We start from the raw sequence: 16642 nt of genomic DNA, 5'->3' as shown, positions 1-16642 counted from the left end.
CCTTTGCGGGTGATTTTTTTATTTTGATAAGGATTAAACTATGAGTAAGTAATTATACGAAGAAAGAGGGTGTGTTCAAATCGACAAGAATATGCTTATAAAACTACTGAGAAAAAGTCTACTTTATAGGCTGATGGATAATATTGATGATTTAATCTCTGAAGCTAAGTTGACTCATAGAGAAGTAAGTAACCGAGCGGGGAATAGTAACAATTGGTTTAATGATGCCTACAACAATAATGAAGATATTCATATTTCTTCCTTTGTAAAGGTTCTTTCAGTTATTAACGAAAAACATGATCTAAAAGAACATAAGCTAATGAATGTTTTTGATAAGAAAATACTGAGTATTTCAACTTTGATTTCACGTTTATCTGATGAGGATGAAAATTATATAAATGATTTCATAATTACTGACAAACAGCTTTTTCTTGATGTCTTGGGCGATTGGGCATCCATGGGATATAAAAATAAATTAAATGAAAAAGAAAAGGAAATAATGGAAAAGGTTAGAATCCTAATTTCTTAAAATTAAAGGGGGATATACGGTGAGAAAAGTATGGTTTATTACTCGACCAGAGAGAGATCCAAAGTTCCATGTAGATGCACTGCGAGCACTTAAAATTGCTACCAATAATTTTACTATTGTTTGGTATGGAAACAGAGATGCTCATAAGCAATATGAAGCTGTATTAGTGTCCGAAGGATTGAAGAGAGATAATATTAGTAATGATGGGTCTGGTGGAAGAACATGGGGAGCTATGTTACGTACCTTCGGGTATGTATACTTGAACCAAGAGGGTTACTTAGTCCTTACCAAAGTTGGTCAGAAAATATTAAGTTCTGAAAAAGTCAGGGATAATATTTCAAAGCAGATTTTAACCTTGCAAATCCCCAATGCTTATTTTTTGGATAGCGGATTTCGTCCTAAGTATGAAGATGGTTTCCAAATAAGACCAGCGAGGTTCCTTGTGCGTTTAGTAAATCAACCATTACTAAATTATTATATTACTAAAGAGGAAATCACATTTTTTGCACTTACAGCTAAACGAGACGATGAATTATTTAATGTTACAAAAAAAATAGTAGATTTTAGAAATGCCTCAGATAGTGAGAAAAATGATATGAAGCAAGCAGTAGCTACTCTATTTGATCATAGAGAAAGAGCGGACAGTGATGCTCGTGATTTTGCGTCAGCACACGGGGATGTTGCTCATACGTTTATGATGCTTTGTGATTACACAGGGCTTGTTGATTACGTCAGAGGAGACGCATTGAGATTACCAACCGATAAGCATGAAGCAACTTCTAAAATGCTGGACTACTTAGAAAATAGGTATCCATTTAATAAAAGGTTCTTAATTTCACTTGAAAGGTTCGCTGAAAACGCAGGATTAGATGTAGATAGTTACAAAGCAAGTCCATATGGTTCGTTACCCCCTGCTACGAATAAAGGAAAGAGCATACGAAAGGTTCAACGTCTTTTATCTCCTTATCCATTGATTCAGGGATTAAGTGTTGAGGAGATTGCGGAGATATTAGAACAGGAACTTTCCACTAATGAAGCTAGAAAATTTGCCTATGAATTGCACAAACACACTTATGAATCTCTAAATGAAGATTTTGTTGAATCATATCTTTACGAAGAAAACGATCGTGTTTTTGAGGATAAAACAGGTGAAATCTTAAAATCTATTGGTTTTGAAGTAGATATGCGTCCTAAGCCATTGGGTGATGACATACGAACGGAGATCGAGATTTTAGTTCATGTAGACGAAGAAACAATTTGTATTTTAGATGCTAAAAATTATAGAGAAAAATTCACCTTATCAGCAAATCTAGCGTCACACATGGCATCGGAATATATCCCTAATTATCACGGTTACGAAGGTAAATCAGTTGCTTATTTTGGTTATGTAACTGCTAATAAGTTTGGCGGAGAAAGGCATCTTGAAAAAATAAGTGACAAGGCTAAATTGATTAACTCCGAAATCAATGTGTCGGGTGCAATTTTATCGGCAAAAGCATTGTTAGGATTTTTAGATTATTGTTTAGAACACGAATTAGAAAAGGAAGAGAGAAAAGAAGGATTTATATCTTTGTTTACCAATAAAGGTTACGATACCGTGGCAGAAATGCCTTAAAAAGCAACGAATATGAAAATATTTGTAAGATGAAGCAACGATTACTGTTCGGGTGGTGCAGGATAGTTATAATCATTGGAGGTTCTTATAAAGTGAAACACAGTGATGAACATTATGAAAATTATAGTTCCTTTTTTTATCCTCATGATATCTTAGGCGATGATAGAGACTTAGTGGGGGACAGAAGTATAGAGTCTTGTATTTTTTGTAATAGGAAGCGTCCCGAAGTGTCCTTTAAAAAAGATGCACATGTGATACCTGCCGGTCTAGGGAATCGTACATTATTTTATTTAAATGAATGTGATAGTTGTAATGAAAAAATGAGCTATTATGAAAATGAACTAATAAACTATTTAACCTTCGACAGAATATTCATTAGTGCAAAAAAACGGCCTGGATCTGGTTTACCAAAGTATAAACAAAAAGGAAAACAGTCAATTTTAGAGAAGAATCAAGATAATGATATCCTTAGAGTTGATGTATTGGAAAATGAAGGTGTCTTTGAAATTGAAGAAAAAGATAATGAAAAAGTGATGAAGTTTACAATAAATAATCCTCCACCATATAGACCTTCAGATATATGTAAGACTTTGACTCACATGGCATGGGCTCTCCTAGAGGATGAAGATAAAGCATTAGTTGCTTACGTTCCTGAATGGTTGTTGGGCAAAATTGATATCTTCCCTCTTTATATGGATACTGCTTTTGTAAAAGGTAACGGTTATGCAAATGTTATTTTGGAAGTATTCAAAACAGCAACAGATGAATCTAAAGAGTATCCTTACCTGATTCGTTTTACTTATGGGTTGAAAATTATTACTTTTTACTTACCTATAACACCAGACATTAAAGATGAGCCAGTACGATTTACTTTGTGTGAGCATATTCCTCAAGGAGTCCCTGTTCATCCAACGACTTGGACGATAAAAAGTGATGAAAGGGTAAAACCAGAAAACACAGTGTTTACATGGGGGTTTCGTGCTAAGGTCGAGGGAAATCTTGTTGATTGAGCGTAGTTACAGTAACCTGTAAAATCAATGGAGTAAATTACAGAGACACAAATAAATATAAAATTAAATTATAAAGCCTGAAATATACATTTATCTTGTAGCCTAGTATATTTCGGCTTTTTTTTGAAAGAGTATTTCGATTAAAAACTTTTAAGCTGCAAAATTAGTAGAAAAGGTGTATAATGAATAGCATAGATATATGCAAGAACAAATATTCGTTTTTAGGAGATGTAACATCTTATGAAATTTCTAAAGGGAGAACTATTCAATGGCCCAGGTGGTCTTTCTCTAGGTGCCAAAAATGCAGGCTTTGTTCATCCGGAAACTGGGGAAGAGTGGAAAATAGAACATTTGTGGTCAAATGATTATGATAGCAATGCTTGTAAGACATATGGACTTAATATCTGTGGTGACGAAAATGACGAGTCGGTTCATGTTGGGCCAGTTGAAAATCTACCAATTGGAGATAAATCAATATTAGGTGATATAGATTGTTTTGCATTTGGGTTCCCATGCAACGATTACTCGAATGTAGGTGAAAAGAAAGGATTAGAGGGAACTTTTGGTCCGTTGTATTCTTATGGTGTCAAGGTTTTAAAATTATATAAACCTAAATTCTTTGTTGCTGAAAATGTGGGTGGACTTCAAAGTGCGAATGAAGGTAATGCGTTTATAAAAATCTTAACTGAACTAGAAGAGGCAGGATATAAATTAACTCCTCATTTGTATAAATTTGAAGAATATGGTGTTCCACAAGCTAGACATAGGATTATTATTGTAGGAATTCGAAATGATCTATATGAAAAAGGTATTAAATTTAAAGTTCCTGCACCAACAACATTGGCTTCAACAGATTATAAAACTTCTCGTGAAGCTATTTTGGAGCCACCAATTCCAGAGGATGCACCAAACCATGAAATGCCCAAACATACCAAAAAAGTTCAAGAAATGCTAAGTTATATACCGGCAGGGGAAAACGCTTGGTATTTAGGTATACCTGAAGAACTTCGATTGAATGTAAAAGGTGCTAGGTTAAGCTCGATTTATAAAAGGCTAGATCCTACTAGACCAGCTTATACTGTTACAGGTAGCGGTGGTGGTGGAACCCACATGTATCATTGGAGTGAGAATAGAGCATTAACCAATCGTGAAAGAGCAAGACTCCAGACTTTCCCTGATGATTTTATGTTTTTGGGTAGCAAAGAAGCGGTAAGGAAACAAATAGGTATGGCTGTACCTCCTGAAGGTGCTAAAATAGTATTTAATGCTATACTTAAAACTTTTGCGGGAATAGATTATGATTCGATTCCACCAATAGCAAAGTTACAATTAGAAAACCTAAAAGGCACTAAGAAAGAGTCATTTAAAGAGTTAGTTACAGCTCTATAATCAAAAAAAGACGCTTATTTTATAACATTTTTAGTACAGTATATTAAGAGTAAAAAAGAAAGGATGGTACCAGTATATGGGAACCATCCTTTTTCTTAAAATAGATTCAAAATCAATTCTTTGTCCACTTCATCTACAATCTCTTTCATTTGATCTTCTGCAACGTCTTTTATAGCAAATCCACTTTCCTGAAGTCTCTTTTCTACATACTCGTAAATTTCTTCAAGATTGGGGATTTCTTTGTTGCCACTCATATCCTTTCGAATTAATTCCCGGACATAAGCACTAAGACTTTGAGTTCTCCTCTTTACCTCGATAAATCGAATCAAATCTTGGTCATTTGGAAGGAGGCTAATCGTAAACCTTAGATTAGCCATATTTGACCTCTAAAATTTTGAGGAAAGAGAGGCAATTGGAGTATTGAGGATTATCCATGATGACTCCATGAGGAAATTGTTGTTTGAGGTATCTTCTTAGAGTGATTGCACCGCCACCAACAAAGTGGATGTCGCTCATGTTGAAGGTATACCCCCGACTCTTCGCAAACCGAATAATTTGCTGTAGATGTTCATACTTGATTTCCTCGATAAACACTTTACTGTCTTCGTAAACTTCTCCTTTACTTGCAAAATAACCACTTCGTAAAACCTGCTCCAAATCATCGGATGAAACAGAAAGCCCATAATGTTCGTTGATAATTTTCCCGATTTTCCCCTTTAGAATATTGATGCCTAAATCCGATACAATCATGGTATTGATTAAGGGGTGTATTCCTTTGAACGTACAAAACGTCGTATTTAACCCACCTAAATCAACTATGATTGTATTTTTCTCTTTGTACTTATCTGGCTTCGCATAAACTTCTCCCATACCCTCAAAAACTATTGTGACATCGGTCAAATCAATCGAATATGCTTTTCCGTTGACCATAAAATGGATGGTACGTTTATGATTTTCCACCATTTGCTTAAACTTCTCTTTTTGAACAGAATCTTTGTAAGTGTTGATTGGAACATTGACAGCTAAGCGGATGTCTACATTTGTAGGGGCGTTTGCCTTTTGGAGAAGTTGGGCAATGGCGGTGTATATGGAGATCTGATGGATCAGGGAGGCTTTGTTTAAGGAGTAATCCACATAATCTTCGCTAACCATTTCTCCAAGCAGATATTCATCCCCATTTAATTCCACTAAGAATGAGTTTGGTTGAATATCTACTCCCAACCTCTTTACTTGTTGCATTTTGGTGCGAAAGGTTGTCATATAGGTAATCCCTTTGTATTTAGCGATTCCCTTACTCCCATGCTTGCCACAGTCTACGGCAATAAAAATTTGATCTTTCATGTCTACCACGTCCTTTTCATTTTATTGATTGAACGATTTATGCTATGCAAAAAGGTAGGAAATATAAGAAAAAATCATAAAAAGTTTGTTCGAGTAAGTATTAAGATTTCATAAAAAATCATATGTTAAGCAATTTTTGTTTAATTTCTTTCAGTTCTTTCATTAATTAGATGGCACTAGATTTGACTAATTGGAAGAAAGGATTTTATTGGTTAAACAAACTAAGACAAGCTCGAACCTCAAAAACTATGTATAGTTGAAAAAAAACTATTATGGGAGTATCAACTAAAAAAGGAGAACGATAACATGATGTACGAGTTATCAGAAACAGCAATTTTAGGATTTGTTACAAAAACAGAGGAATTAAAGAATATCTGTATGCCAGCAGATACTCTTGATGGTGCAATCGAAAAACTTCTAATTCTTGTTAAATTTGAGCCGATTTATAAAAAGGCAATTGGGCAAGATCGAAAATATAATGTATTTGAATTTTACAAAGGTAAAAAAATGACATTCTTAGTGGATGCCAAATTTTTGCTGTGGGAGAGACGTGTGTCCATGAGAAAAATTATTTTAGGGTGGATAAAAAAGAGATCTTTGTCACTTCTAAAGGTGAACTTCTAGTTTTCGAAACTATATTAGAAGAAACCCGCTGTCATAGCAATGATTGGAGTAGTATAATGAGCCGTCATTTTTCAGAAGAACAGAATTCATCAAAAGTGGAAAAGGAAGTTTTATTGACAAAAGTGAACGAATTCCTTGAATGTTGCAATAAAGTCTTGTGAAGCATTGTGATAACTCAACCCTGCTAGACCAAGGAACTATTCGTCCAACCCACAAAACATATATAAGACCACCTAGAACATCCATTTTTTAATCTAATACAAGAGGTGATCTATAATGATATTATTGGGGGGTGAAAAATAATGAATGAAGCAGTAGCCAGAACTCAGATGGAATACAGAGAATTTAGGGAGTTAGTCTCCTTCAGTATTTTTGATATTCAATCAAAGTTAGTTCAGCTAGCAGATGAAGGGAAGGCTTGGATGATTCAAGAAATGGAAAATCTCAGCGAAGCTGAAACAATCCTCATGAACCACTATTTGAATGAAAAAAGAGAGCAACAGAATTATGATTCTGCTCAATCCACGTAAGTCCCTGTAATACTCCGAAAATACCTCTGAACTGAAAACTTCAAATCAATAAGAAACAATTCCAATTCAAACACAAGAAATTCAAGGAGTGATGAAATTATGCAACAAACAAAAAGACAGATATCTAATCCAAGAAATCAAGAGGTCTACAAAAGAGCATTGAGATTTAGCAAAGAGATTTATTCTATCGTAAAGGCTTTTCCTGATATTGAGAGATACAACATGTGTGATCAGTTGCGTCGTGCCTCAACCAGCGTAGCCGCCAATTTCAGCGAGGGATTTCGAAATCACTATTACGGAAAAGAAAGGGATCGTTTCAATACAGCCCTTGGAAGTATCGCAGAATGTCAAAGTTTCTTAGATCTAGCAAGAATCCTGAACTACATCACACAAGAGCAGTATCGAAAGTTAGATGACGATGCAGAAATAATTTTCGGGCTGCTGTTAGCAAAGATTCAGGAAATTGATAAGATACTTGAACAGAATGAATCGAGTGAGGAGGAGTAAATATGACAATAGAAGTAGATTCTTTCCGTAAATTAAATCTATACAAGCAGGCAATTAGGTTTACACAACTTGTATTAGATTGGACTGAACAAAATCAAAATGAAATTGGCTGGAAAGAATGTCTACTAATCCGTAGAATGGCAACGGAAATTCCAAGAAGTATTGCTTTGGCTGCTACTGAAATTAACGTGAAAAACAAATATAAGAAGCTCAATCGTAGTAAAGAGGCTTTTCAAAAATTGATGCCAATGTTGAGACGCTATGAAATGGGGGAAAGTGAAAAGAGAATTGTAATGCTTTCTTTAGAACTGGTGAAATTGTTCAACGGTTTTTTCGGGATGTTAAACAGAAAGAAGAATGCTAGTAGAGGGTAAAGGGAAGATCCTTTATCCCTCTTTTTTATGTATGAAGCTATGTGGAAATTGATGAAAAATTTGCTTAAAAAGTTATGTATCGAGATTTATTTTTCTTGTTTTACATATTCGAGGACTTTTCGATGCAATTCGGGTCTAAACTTGCTACATAACTGACAATTATGAAGAGAGATTATGTTATGGGTTGTATTTTACATCACAGTTTTTTTAAATGTTGCAAAATACTACCGGTATATTAACCAAACAGGTTTAAATCTTTCAATCTTTCTTTTTCTTTTTTGTACCTAACGCAAAGTAAATATCTTCATCGGAAACATCCGCATAATAGTCTGTAATCAGTTTATTAAGTTCGTGAATTCTTGTGCTATTAAGAACCAAGCCCAAATGATTAGGAATAGGGGTATTTATATTTGTAGGTATATTTTTGATAATTAAATCACCTTGTACTGTATGCTGATAAGTAGCGTAAACTACACCTAATAATTTCACAGAAGTGAAGGGTTCAAAAGTTTCTTTGTGAAATAATTGTTTAACAGATAAAACAGGTGAACCACTTGAACCGGGATAGATTGCACAGTCAATTAGAAACTCCTTTTGACCTTTATATTCAACAGCGGGTGAAGTAGCTAAGGTGCCTGTTCTAAAAATCGGGAAATTATTAACTTCATCCCAAATACCGTTGGGATAGCCAATAACTATAATATCTTCAGCAGGGAAATAGTTATGCAGCTGTTCATTCGTCGGTATTTGTTGCAATCTAATGCCATAATAATATGGCTTAATATTATCTTTTTCTGCTAACATATATAAACTAGCAATAGGCATTGCACACAAATCGACATTAGGATCAGGATGCATAAAAAAGCTATCAATTGGAGCCGTAAATTCACAGTGAGAGTTTATTCTTTTGCCGTTAATATCAGCAGCGTGGAATCTTACTGTAATTTCAATAGCACCTTCAATAACATGCTTATTAGTAACAATTGATGGAACACTTAGGTATTGTCCATCTCTGTTTTGTTCAGCAAATCTAATGATAAAACCAGTTCCGGTACTAATTCCGTTTTTTAATTGGGACGTTATTCTCACTGTTGAATAATTCAATTCACTAATATTCACTTTTCCATCTCCCGTTTCCTAAAATTATTTTCATTGTAGTTTTCGTTACATTGTAATAATGGCCTTGTATAATCAAAAAATTGTAACTATAATAGAATTATAGACATAAATATATGGAAATCAAAGGCGTTATTGCTTTTGGGTTGTGGTTCTATCTTAAAAAAAAGATAGAATTTTGACCCTTGGCAGTAACGCCTTTTTGCGTTCCCAAAAAGCATAGGAGGAAAGAGAACATGTTATCTGAGTTTATTCAGCGGTTGCATAAAGATGGGAAAAGCCCTTTGACCATTCAAGCGTATCAAAAGGACATTCAGCAGTTTAAGGAATGGTTATTGAATACCATTGGATACAATACCGAGACTATCACGGAAACTGATCTTCGGGAATATCGGCAATACTTGAATTTCAATAAAAAGTTAAAAGTAACAAGTATCAATCGTAAGCTAAAGAGCGTTGTTCGATTTCAGCAGTTTTTGTGTGGCGAAAATATCTGCAATACGGAGATAGATCTAAAAAAAGTGCTTCAGAAAAATAATATTGAATTAGATTATGAAGTGAAGGTTGTCGAAAAGCAGGAACAATATCGACTAAAGAGAACAATTGAAGCATCTGGAAACAAGAGAGATATACTGATTTATTATTTGCTTTTTGGAACGGGTGTAAGATGTAACGAATTGGTTTCACTAGAAATAGATGATATGCATCTTACCGAGCGAAATGGAAAAAACAATTATAGTTATGTATTAATACGCAATGGAAAGGGCGACAAGGTGCGAAAAATCAATCTAAATACAAATGTGGTTTCTGCCATTAGAGATTATTTTGAAGCCAGACCAGATGTAAAATCAAAAAAACTGCTTCAAGGCCAACGGGGAGCTTTAACAAGGCTGGCTATTAATAAAGTGTTAGAAAAGTATAGTAAGCAAGCTCAGCTTGAATACATCGTGACACCACATATGGCTCGACATACATTTTGTACCAATTTATTAAAAGAAGGGAAAGTAGACCCGAAAACCTTAGCAATATTAACTGGACATAGTTCTGTTGATACCTTGTATCGCTTTTACATCAATAGTAGTGCTGAGGATAAGCAAAGGGCAGTAGACAATGTTTATTTATAGAGATAAGGAGGAGAAAAATGATCAGAGAATGGAATGAAACTACTATCAATAGATTCCTGAAGGAAAAACGTGGGCAAGGGACAGGAAAAGACTATAAGCCATGGTTACAGGTTCAAGATATTGCTTCCAAAGGGAGGTCTACTCGCATTTTTGGTCATACCACTCAAAGGGTCCATCATCTGTTAAGTGATTTGCAGTTATATTATTTCTATTTATTAGAGTTTGACGATGGTGTAATAGATTTAAGGGAGCAATATCCATTACTAGATTTTCACGAGATGAATATTTCATTGGATAAGGATCTTTCTAAGAAACTATTTGACGTTAAGACTCAAGTGCCGCATATCTTTACATCTTCTTTTTTGATAACAAGAAAAAGAAATGATGGTGAGCCTTTCTATCATGCAAGAATAATTAAGCAATCGCAAGAGTTGGAGAAAAAGGCAACCTTGCAAAGAATGGAGCTGCAAAGGAGATACTTCGAAAAGAAAGAGATAGATTTTGGCATTGTAACTGAAAAGGAAATCAATAAACAGTTGGCAAGAAATATTGGTTGGGCTATGAATGCCTGTGATATTCAGGATTACCCAGATTTAATTTCTAATATGGCTATTCTTAAAACTGATATGATGAAGTACTTGTCGGATCCTTCCGACACCATCCAGAGGATACTTTCAAGGCTGGAGAAAGCATATCAATTAGATGATGGCCTAGGCTTGATTCTGTTTAAACATCTAATCGCTACTAAAGAAATAAAAATGGATCTAAGCAAGAAAATCTATCTTTCCAAAAAACTTGAAGATTATCATTTTCAAGTTTCCTATAAGTAGGGTGATGTGAGATATGCAGTTAGTCATTAATGATTTGTTGCAAAGTAATCAAAATCCCGAACTCGTTCAACGAGTGGTCTGGATTGATCATGAGCATAGCCTTTGTTTTCTGGTGAACATCTGCCAACCGTCATTTCCATATAGTGAGGAAACACACCATATAAAGTCTTCATTGGATAATGGCGAGATAGTAAAAATTGACACTGATCCTTGGGACATCAATGTAGATGAAGAGGGTTTATCTAAAACGGAAATAGAAAAACGTGATAAAGCATGGAGGGTAATAAATCATATTTATTTAACCCCTGATATTTTTATACCCAAACGTAGGTCTGAGTTAATAAGAATGGCATGTGAAGAGTTTGGATTAAGTCCAAAAACGGTTCGCCACTATTTGAAGAAATACTGGACAAGGGGAATGATTAAAAACGCTTTATTGCCCGACTATTATAGTTGTGGCGTTCAACAAATGAGAGAACGTGTTTATTCAAAGAAAACAGGAAGACCAACCGTATATGCATCCTCTATAAAAAGGGCAACCATAAACGATGAGTGGAAGAAATTCATTAGGGTTAGCTTGGAAAAGTATTACTTTCTTCGTTCAAAACCATCGTTGAAATTTGCCTATCAGCAAATGTTAAAAGAGTATTTCTCAAAAATAGATAAAAAAACAGGCTATAAGGTTTTGGATTTGGGTAAGCCGATTATTTCGTTTGACCAATTCTACTACTGGTACCGCAAATGGTACAAACCGGAAGATGCCGTTCATAAAAGAGAGGGTAGGAGGGAATTTTTACAAAACTACCGTGCTATTACTGGATCAGCTACTGAAGATTCAATGGGAGTAGGTACATATGCCATTGATGCAACCATTGGTGATATATATTTAGTATCCTCATTAGATAGAAACTCTGTAATTGGACGTCCGGTAATATATTTGTGTGTCGATTTGTTTTCACGTGCTATTGCCGGATGTGGAGTAGGAATTCAGAATATGTCAGGATACTCATTAAGAGTTGCATTAGCAAATACTTTTGAAAATAAAAGAGACTTTTGTAAGAGGACACTCGATATGGAGATTGGTGATGAAGATTGGCCGATACACTATATTCCTCATACCATATTGGCAGATCGTGGTAGTGAGCTAATATCTGATGAACTAACACAAATAGTAGAGAATCTAACAATAAAATTGCAAAATACTGGAAGTTACCGTCCGGAGCAAAAGGCCATTTGCGAAAAGTACTTTGATATTGTCCAGCAACACATTAGCCCCTTCCTATCAGGAGCCGTCCAGAAGGATTATATGAAACGAGGTGGTCAAGATTACAGAAAAAAGGCCGTTCTTAACCTAAAGGAATATACACAGATTTTGGTTCGCTGCATTCAATATTACAACAATCATAACTTTCTTTCAGACTATCCTTTGACACAAAATATGATAGATGAACAGATTCGACCTATTCCCATTGAGATTTTCAAGTGGGGCTTACATAAAGGAATCGGTAGACTAAGAACAATATCATTAGATGCAATTAGGAGTAATATTTATCCTAAATCACAAGCGATGGTGACTCCGAAGGGTATTCACTTTGGTAGTCTATACTATACTTGCTCTAAAGCTGTAAAAGAGCGATGGTTTTCCAAAGCCCGAATCCAGGGAAATTGGAAAATGGATGTATCTTATGATCCTCAAAGTGTAGCAACTATTTACATTCGGATTGATAGACAGAACTATGAAGTTTGTTCTTTAATCGAGCAATACGAAATGTATCGAAATGCAAAAGCGGAAGAGCTTGTTAGCCTAAAGGAAAATAGGCGACAGCAAGAAGCTGAATTTGAAGAGGTTAGCATGAATGGAGCTATTCAATTAGCTCAGGATATAGAATCAATCGTTAAACAGGCGAAGGAAGAAGCTAAAAACCAATCTATAACTGGTGAGGTTCCTAAAGATATAAAGAATATAAGGGAAAATCGGCAAAAAGAGAAAGAAGCAATGACGAAAGAAAAAGAAGTTGAAGTGTTTCATAATAATCCAGTAAAGGGTTTGAACTCTGTAAATCATGATAAAGAATCGGTGAAAGTGCTGGATATTTTCCGTAAAAAACAGAAGGAAGTGCTTCGTAATGGAGATGATTAAACTAGACAATGGGGCAAGGGTCCATGTCGCTGAATACAGGGAACAGGAAATATTGGAATATCGAGGCAATCCTCTTATTGAGGCTTTGCCTCCGATTTATTCTCAAGAAGAGGTGATTGATCGTTTATGTATGTATCCACCATATAATAAAGAAGAAAGATATTTGAATGATCATCAAAGAGTGCATCTAATTTCTCGATTGCTGCAATATTTTCAGGCTATTCCTATCCATCTTCGAATTGAGTCATCAATATCACGGTTAATTAGAACGGGCTATACCTATCGAAATCCAATAAGTTCTACTTATGCACAAAGTTTTGTGGATAACTGGAACAGTATACAGAATAAAACTTTCGATAATTCAATCATTCAGACTGGTCAAACACTGAGTATCATAGGAATTTCGGGTGTCGGAAAGACCCGATCTTTACAGAGGATATTACAAACCATTCCACAAGTGATTTCGCATGTATCTTTTAATGGACAACCATTAAACCATCATCAAGTAACCTATTTAAAAATCGAGACCCCCTTTGATGGTTCTGTAAAAACAATTATCTACGATTTTATGTATCAAGTAGATCAACTTCTTGGCTCAAGTTATTTTAACAGATATGTAAATAGTCGGTTGTCAACAAGTCAGCTAATGCCCATCATGGCTCAGATTGCTAAAAGCATTAACCTGGGCATGTTATTTTTAGATGAATTACAACATTTAAAAGGAGTGAAAAGCTCCAGTTCAACTCAGATACTAAATTTTTTTACTGCCTTAATCAATACGATAAATGTTCCTCTTGTTATCGTTGGAACACCAAAGGCAATGGATGTCTTACAATCACAATTTAGACAAGCCAGAAGAAGCACTAATATTGGAAATATCATGTGGGATCGCTTTGATAAAGATGCTGTTTGGGATTTGTTTGTTCAAGGGATGTGGAAATATCAATGGACAAAGGAGGAATCACCTTTTTCAGAAGAATTATCTGCAGCCTTATACATTGAGTGTCAAGGAATACCTGACATTGCCGTTAAGCTATACATGATGATTCAGTTACGTTCGATTAGTAGCGGTGAAGAAAAAATTACTACTTCCTTAATTAAAAAAGTAGCTAAAGAAGAATTAAAAATGGTTCAGCCGATGTTACAGATGTTAAAAAGTAAAGACTATATCGGGTTAGCAAAGTACGATGATTTGATGCTACCAAATATTGAAGACTTTATGGAACAAGAACGAATTGATATCGATCAAAAGCAAGTTATGGATTCCCTTAAAGAAGGTGCAAAACGAAAAAATGAGCAATCAAAATTAATGGATAATGCTGTTTTTCGTCTAAATATGCTAGGAATTGAAAAAGAAGTTGCAGAAAAGGCGATAGAAAAAGTAGTAGCAGATAATCATAAATTAATAGATGTCTCAAAAACTGTAAAGGACGCCTTCCTTCAGCTCAATGGACATGAAAAAAGTAGTGATGAAGTAAACAGTAAAGATCTAAGAAGTATAGTAAAACAAGGCAAAGAACAACAATTAACTGCCTATCAGGCTTTCCAAAATGCCGGTATTATAAAACAAGATTATCCAGAGTGTGATGTCTCGTGATTATTCAATTTCCAACGCCTTATCCGGATGAACTGTTATACAGTGTAATTGCCAGATACCATATCAGATCTGGCAATTTCTTTTGGAAACATACCTTGGAGGATTTGTTTGGGAGAAGAACAATAAGTGCTTCCGTATTTTTACCTTCAGGTATTGGATCTCTTGTTAGCCGACTACCCAAGAAAACGTCACTAAACGAACGAATTCTAATTAGGAATCATACCATGTATCCATTTTATACAGTGTTCTTACCAAAAGAAAAGGCTCTATCTATATTTGAATCTATGATAAGTGATGACGGAAAGAAAATATACATGCAATCGGGGATTATGGCAAGTTCGATAGTTCAAAATAAGTATTTAAAGTATTGCTCAAAATGTTTTGAAGAGGATCTTTCTAAGTATGGTGAGATGTACTGGCATCGGCTGCACCAATTACCTGGTAATCTTATTTGTTCAAAACATGAGATATTGCTAGAGAATAGCAAAGTTCCAATAAATAGCTCAAATAGACATGCTTTTATATTGCCGAACCCAGGCAACTGTAATTTGACTAAAGAAAGAAACGCTAGGGGAAATCTACTGCAATTAAAGGATATCCTTCAACAGGCTGAGTTTTTATTGGAAGGTCAATATGAAAGTCAGCCATATTCCCATTACACGGAATTTTATCGTTATCATTTAGTTGAAAACCGATTTGCCAGCATTAATGGACAGGTAAAGCAGAATGAATTGCTTGAAGCCTTTTGTGGCTTTTATTCTGAAGGGCTTTTGAAAAGTCTACATATAGATGTTGGAAAATTGGACTTATGGATAGCCAACATTTCCCGTAAGCATCGAAAGTCTTTTCATCCTTATTTTCACATATTGATGTTGAAATTCCTTCAATTAGATGTAGGTAATGTATTTCAAACAACATCTTTTGTAAATGCCCCATTTGGCCATCCGAATTGGCCTTGTTTGAACTTTGTATGTCCGGATTATAAAAGGAATATCATTGAAGAAGTAACTGTCAGAAGTTGTGAAAAAACTAAAGAATCAATTGGAAGATTTACCTGCCCGAAATGTGGCTTTTCCTATACACGGAAGGGCAGAGATCAAGTTCAAGAAGATAGATATAGATACAATCGAATTATGGACTTTGGGGTAACTTGGAAAAAGGATCTTCATTTATTACTGGAAAAGGAGTTAAGTTATCGCCAGATTGCTCGAATGTTAGGGGTGGATACAAATACCGTGATTAAATATAAACAGATAATCATTCCTAAAGGTACTCAAATGAATCAGAGTCATGGCGAAAATGGTGTAGTAAAGAGTCGACGGCGTGAATGGGTTCAGTTACAAAAGGACTTTCCCGATATTTCAAAAACAGAATTAAGAAAAAAGAGTCCAGCAGTTTATACTTTTTTATACCGACATGACAAGGATTGGCTAAATGCTAACTCTCCAGAACATCAGAAGAAAAAGACATTGAATAACCGTATAGATTGGATTGAAAGGGATGAAGAAATATTTAAAAAGGTTCAGAAGATCGCAAATGACATGAAAAATAACCCTGATAAACCTATAAGAATCACGTTAAGGGCTCTTGGAGATGGAATAGGTGAAAGATCCTTGCTAGAAAAGCATTTAGATAAGATGGAGAAAACAAAAGCCTATATTGAACAAATTTGTGAATCAGAGCAAGAGTTTCGTTTTAGAAGAATTAGGCATGTCATTCATAAAATGAAAGAAGAAGGAGAATCCATAAAGGCTTGGAAGGTTATTAAAAGAGCTGCTATAAAAAAGAAATTCTATCATGAAGTTCAAGAGCTTCTTCTTCGATATATTGAATAAAATAACCTAGAAATAATAAGGTATCCTGAAATTAAGGATACCACTTTTTGTGTTTAGGAAATTTTAAATCTTTAGATAATA

The 16642-nt window shown here is 34.9% G+C and carries 16 protein-coding genes; 13 read left to right on the top strand and 3 right to left on the bottom strand.

Annotated elements, in window-relative coordinates; genetic code table 11:
* Window positions 1–133 precede the first annotated feature (133 nt).
* The 4 genes from KHA96_RS17300 (at window position 134) to KHA96_RS17285 (ending at window position 4543) form a co-directional block, all read left to right on the top strand.
* Window positions 134–529, top strand: a complete 396-nt coding sequence (locus KHA96_RS17300) for a hypothetical protein (RefSeq protein ID WP_213130549.1) — start codon at window positions 134–136, stop codon at window positions 527–529.
* Window positions 530–548: 19 nt separating this feature from the next.
* Window positions 549–2144 (top strand): AlwI family type II restriction endonuclease, encoded by a 1596-nt coding sequence (locus KHA96_RS17295; RefSeq protein ID WP_213130548.1) that lies wholly within the window; start codon window positions 549–551, stop codon window positions 2142–2144.
* Window positions 2145–2236: 92 nt separating this feature from the next.
* Complete coding sequence (locus tag KHA96_RS17290; RefSeq protein WP_213130547.1) at window positions 2237–3154, top strand: HNH endonuclease; 918 nt, start codon at window positions 2237–2239, stop codon at window positions 3152–3154.
* A gap of 240 nt (window positions 3155–3394) precedes the next feature.
* Window positions 3395–4543 carry a DNA cytosine methyltransferase gene (locus KHA96_RS17285; protein WP_213130546.1) on the top strand — a complete coding sequence of 383 codons (1149 nt, stop codon included), beginning with the start codon at window positions 3395–3397 and terminating at the stop codon, window positions 4541–4543.
* Between the two features lie 95 nt (window positions 4544–4638).
* Here KHA96_RS17285 and KHA96_RS17280 read toward each other — a convergent pair whose 3' ends face one another.
* Window positions 4639–4920, bottom strand: a complete 282-nt coding sequence (locus tag KHA96_RS17280) for a hypothetical protein (protein WP_213130545.1) — start codon at window positions 4918–4920, stop codon at window positions 4639–4641.
* Complete coding sequence (locus KHA96_RS17275) at window positions 4913–5884, bottom strand: ParM/StbA family protein (protein ID WP_213130544.1); 972 nt, start codon at window positions 5882–5884, stop codon at window positions 4913–4915. The genes KHA96_RS17280 and KHA96_RS17275 overlap by 8 nt, the downstream gene beginning before the upstream one ends.
* 306 nt (window positions 5885–6190) lie before the next feature.
* On the opposite strand from KHA96_RS17275, the gene KHA96_RS17270 reads away from it, so the two are divergent.
* The 4 genes from KHA96_RS17270 to KHA96_RS17255 all read left to right on the top strand — a co-directional run bounded on the left by KHA96_RS17270 (window position 6191) and on the right by KHA96_RS17255 (window position 7919).
* Window positions 6191–6508, top strand: coding sequence for a hypothetical protein (locus KHA96_RS17270; RefSeq protein ID WP_213130543.1), 318 nt, complete (start codon window positions 6191–6193; stop codon window positions 6506–6508).
* Between the two features lie 302 nt (window positions 6509–6810).
* Window positions 6811–7038 carry a hypothetical protein gene (locus tag KHA96_RS17265; RefSeq protein WP_213130542.1) on the top strand — a complete coding sequence of 76 codons (228 nt, stop codon included), beginning with the start codon at window positions 6811–6813 and terminating at the stop codon, window positions 7036–7038.
* A 99-nt stretch (window positions 7039–7137) separates the two neighbouring features.
* Entirely contained in the window at window positions 7138–7545 is a 408-nt protein-coding gene (locus KHA96_RS17260) for a four helix bundle protein (RefSeq protein ID WP_213130541.1), read from the top strand.
* Between the two features lie 2 nt (window positions 7546–7547).
* Complete coding sequence (locus KHA96_RS17255; protein ID WP_213130540.1) at window positions 7548–7919, top strand: hypothetical protein; 372 nt, start codon at window positions 7548–7550, stop codon at window positions 7917–7919.
* 258 nt (window positions 7920–8177) lie between these two features.
* Here the strand turns inward: KHA96_RS17255 and KHA96_RS17250 are convergent, their stop codons facing one another.
* Entirely contained in the window at window positions 8178–9038 is an 861-nt protein-coding gene (locus KHA96_RS17250) for a S1 family peptidase (protein ID WP_213130539.1), read from the bottom strand.
* Between the two features lie 233 nt (window positions 9039–9271).
* Here KHA96_RS17250 and KHA96_RS17245 point away from each other — a divergent pair, with 233 nt between their 5' ends.
* From KHA96_RS17245 to KHA96_RS17225, 5 genes are read left to right on the top strand one after another with little or no spacing between them, the layout of a single operon-like run.
* Window positions 9272–10159, top strand: coding sequence for a tyrosine-type recombinase/integrase (locus KHA96_RS17245; RefSeq protein WP_213130538.1), 888 nt, complete (start codon window positions 9272–9274; stop codon window positions 10157–10159).
* 17 nt (window positions 10160–10176) lie between these two features.
* Window positions 10177–10989 carry a TnsA endonuclease C-terminal domain-containing protein gene (locus KHA96_RS17240; protein ID WP_213130537.1) on the top strand — a complete coding sequence of 271 codons (813 nt, stop codon included), beginning with the start codon at window positions 10177–10179 and terminating at the stop codon, window positions 10987–10989.
* 13 nt (window positions 10990–11002) lie between these two features.
* Window positions 11003–13129: a Mu transposase C-terminal domain-containing protein gene (locus KHA96_RS17235; RefSeq protein WP_213130536.1), complete on the top strand. Its 2127-nt coding sequence runs from the start codon at window positions 11003–11005 to the stop codon at window positions 13127–13129.
* A complete protein-coding gene (locus KHA96_RS17230; protein ID WP_213130535.1) occupies window positions 13116–14726 on the top strand; it encodes an ATP-binding protein in 1611 nt (536 codons plus the stop codon). The genes KHA96_RS17235 and KHA96_RS17230 overlap by 14 nt, the downstream gene beginning before the upstream one ends.
* Window positions 14723–16561 (top strand): TnsD family Tn7-like transposition protein, encoded by a 1839-nt coding sequence (locus KHA96_RS17225; protein ID WP_213130534.1) that lies wholly within the window; start codon window positions 14723–14725, stop codon window positions 16559–16561. Before KHA96_RS17230 ends, KHA96_RS17225 begins: the two co-directional genes overlap by 4 nt.
* Window positions 16562–16642: the final 81 nt, after the last annotated feature.

The sequence above is a fragment of the Bacillus sp. FJAT-49711 genome (assembly GCF_018343715.1).
In the GTDB taxonomy this organism is placed as follows: Bacteria; Bacillota; Bacilli; order Bacillales; family Bacillaceae_C; genus Lederbergia.
Note: the sequence above shows the minus strand (reverse complement) of the source record. Positions and strands in the feature narration are given on the sequence as shown.

Bases quoted from the DNA above. Each gene is read 5' to 3' on its own strand.
- KHA96_RS17280 (WP_213130545.1), bottom strand. From the start codon at position 4,920: ATGGCTAATCTAAGGTTTACGATTAGCCTCCTTCCAAATGACCAAGAT.
- KHA96_RS17235 (WP_213130536.1), top strand. From the start codon at position 11,003: ATGCAGTTAGTCATTAATGATTTGTTGCAAAGTAATCAAAATCCCGAA.
- KHA96_RS17265 (WP_213130542.1), top strand. From the start codon at position 6,811: ATGAATGAAGCAGTAGCCAGAACTCAGATGGAATACAGAGAATTTAGG.
- KHA96_RS17260 (WP_213130541.1), top strand. From the start codon at position 7,138: ATGCAACAAACAAAAAGACAGATATCTAATCCAAGAAATCAAGAGGTC.
- KHA96_RS17255 (WP_213130540.1), top strand. From the start codon at position 7,548: ATGACAATAGAAGTAGATTCTTTCCGTAAATTAAATCTATACAAGCAG.
- KHA96_RS17285 (WP_213130546.1), top strand. From the start codon at position 3,395: ATGAAATTTCTAAAGGGAGAACTATTCAATGGCCCAGGTGGTCTTTCT.
- KHA96_RS17245 (WP_213130538.1), top strand. From the start codon at position 9,272: ATGTTATCTGAGTTTATTCAGCGGTTGCATAAAGATGGGAAAAGCCCT.
- KHA96_RS17270 (WP_213130543.1), top strand. From the start codon at position 6,191: ATGATGTACGAGTTATCAGAAACAGCAATTTTAGGATTTGTTACAAAA.
- KHA96_RS17275 (WP_213130544.1), bottom strand. From the start codon at position 5,884: ATGAAAGATCAAATTTTTATTGCCGTAGACTGTGGCAAGCATGGGAGT.
- KHA96_RS17230 (WP_213130535.1), top strand. From the start codon at position 13,116: ATGGAGATGATTAAACTAGACAATGGGGCAAGGGTCCATGTCGCTGAA.
- KHA96_RS17240 (WP_213130537.1), top strand. From the start codon at position 10,177: ATGATCAGAGAATGGAATGAAACTACTATCAATAGATTCCTGAAGGAA.
- KHA96_RS17300 (WP_213130549.1), top strand. From the start codon at position 134: ATGGATAATATTGATGATTTAATCTCTGAAGCTAAGTTGACTCATAGA.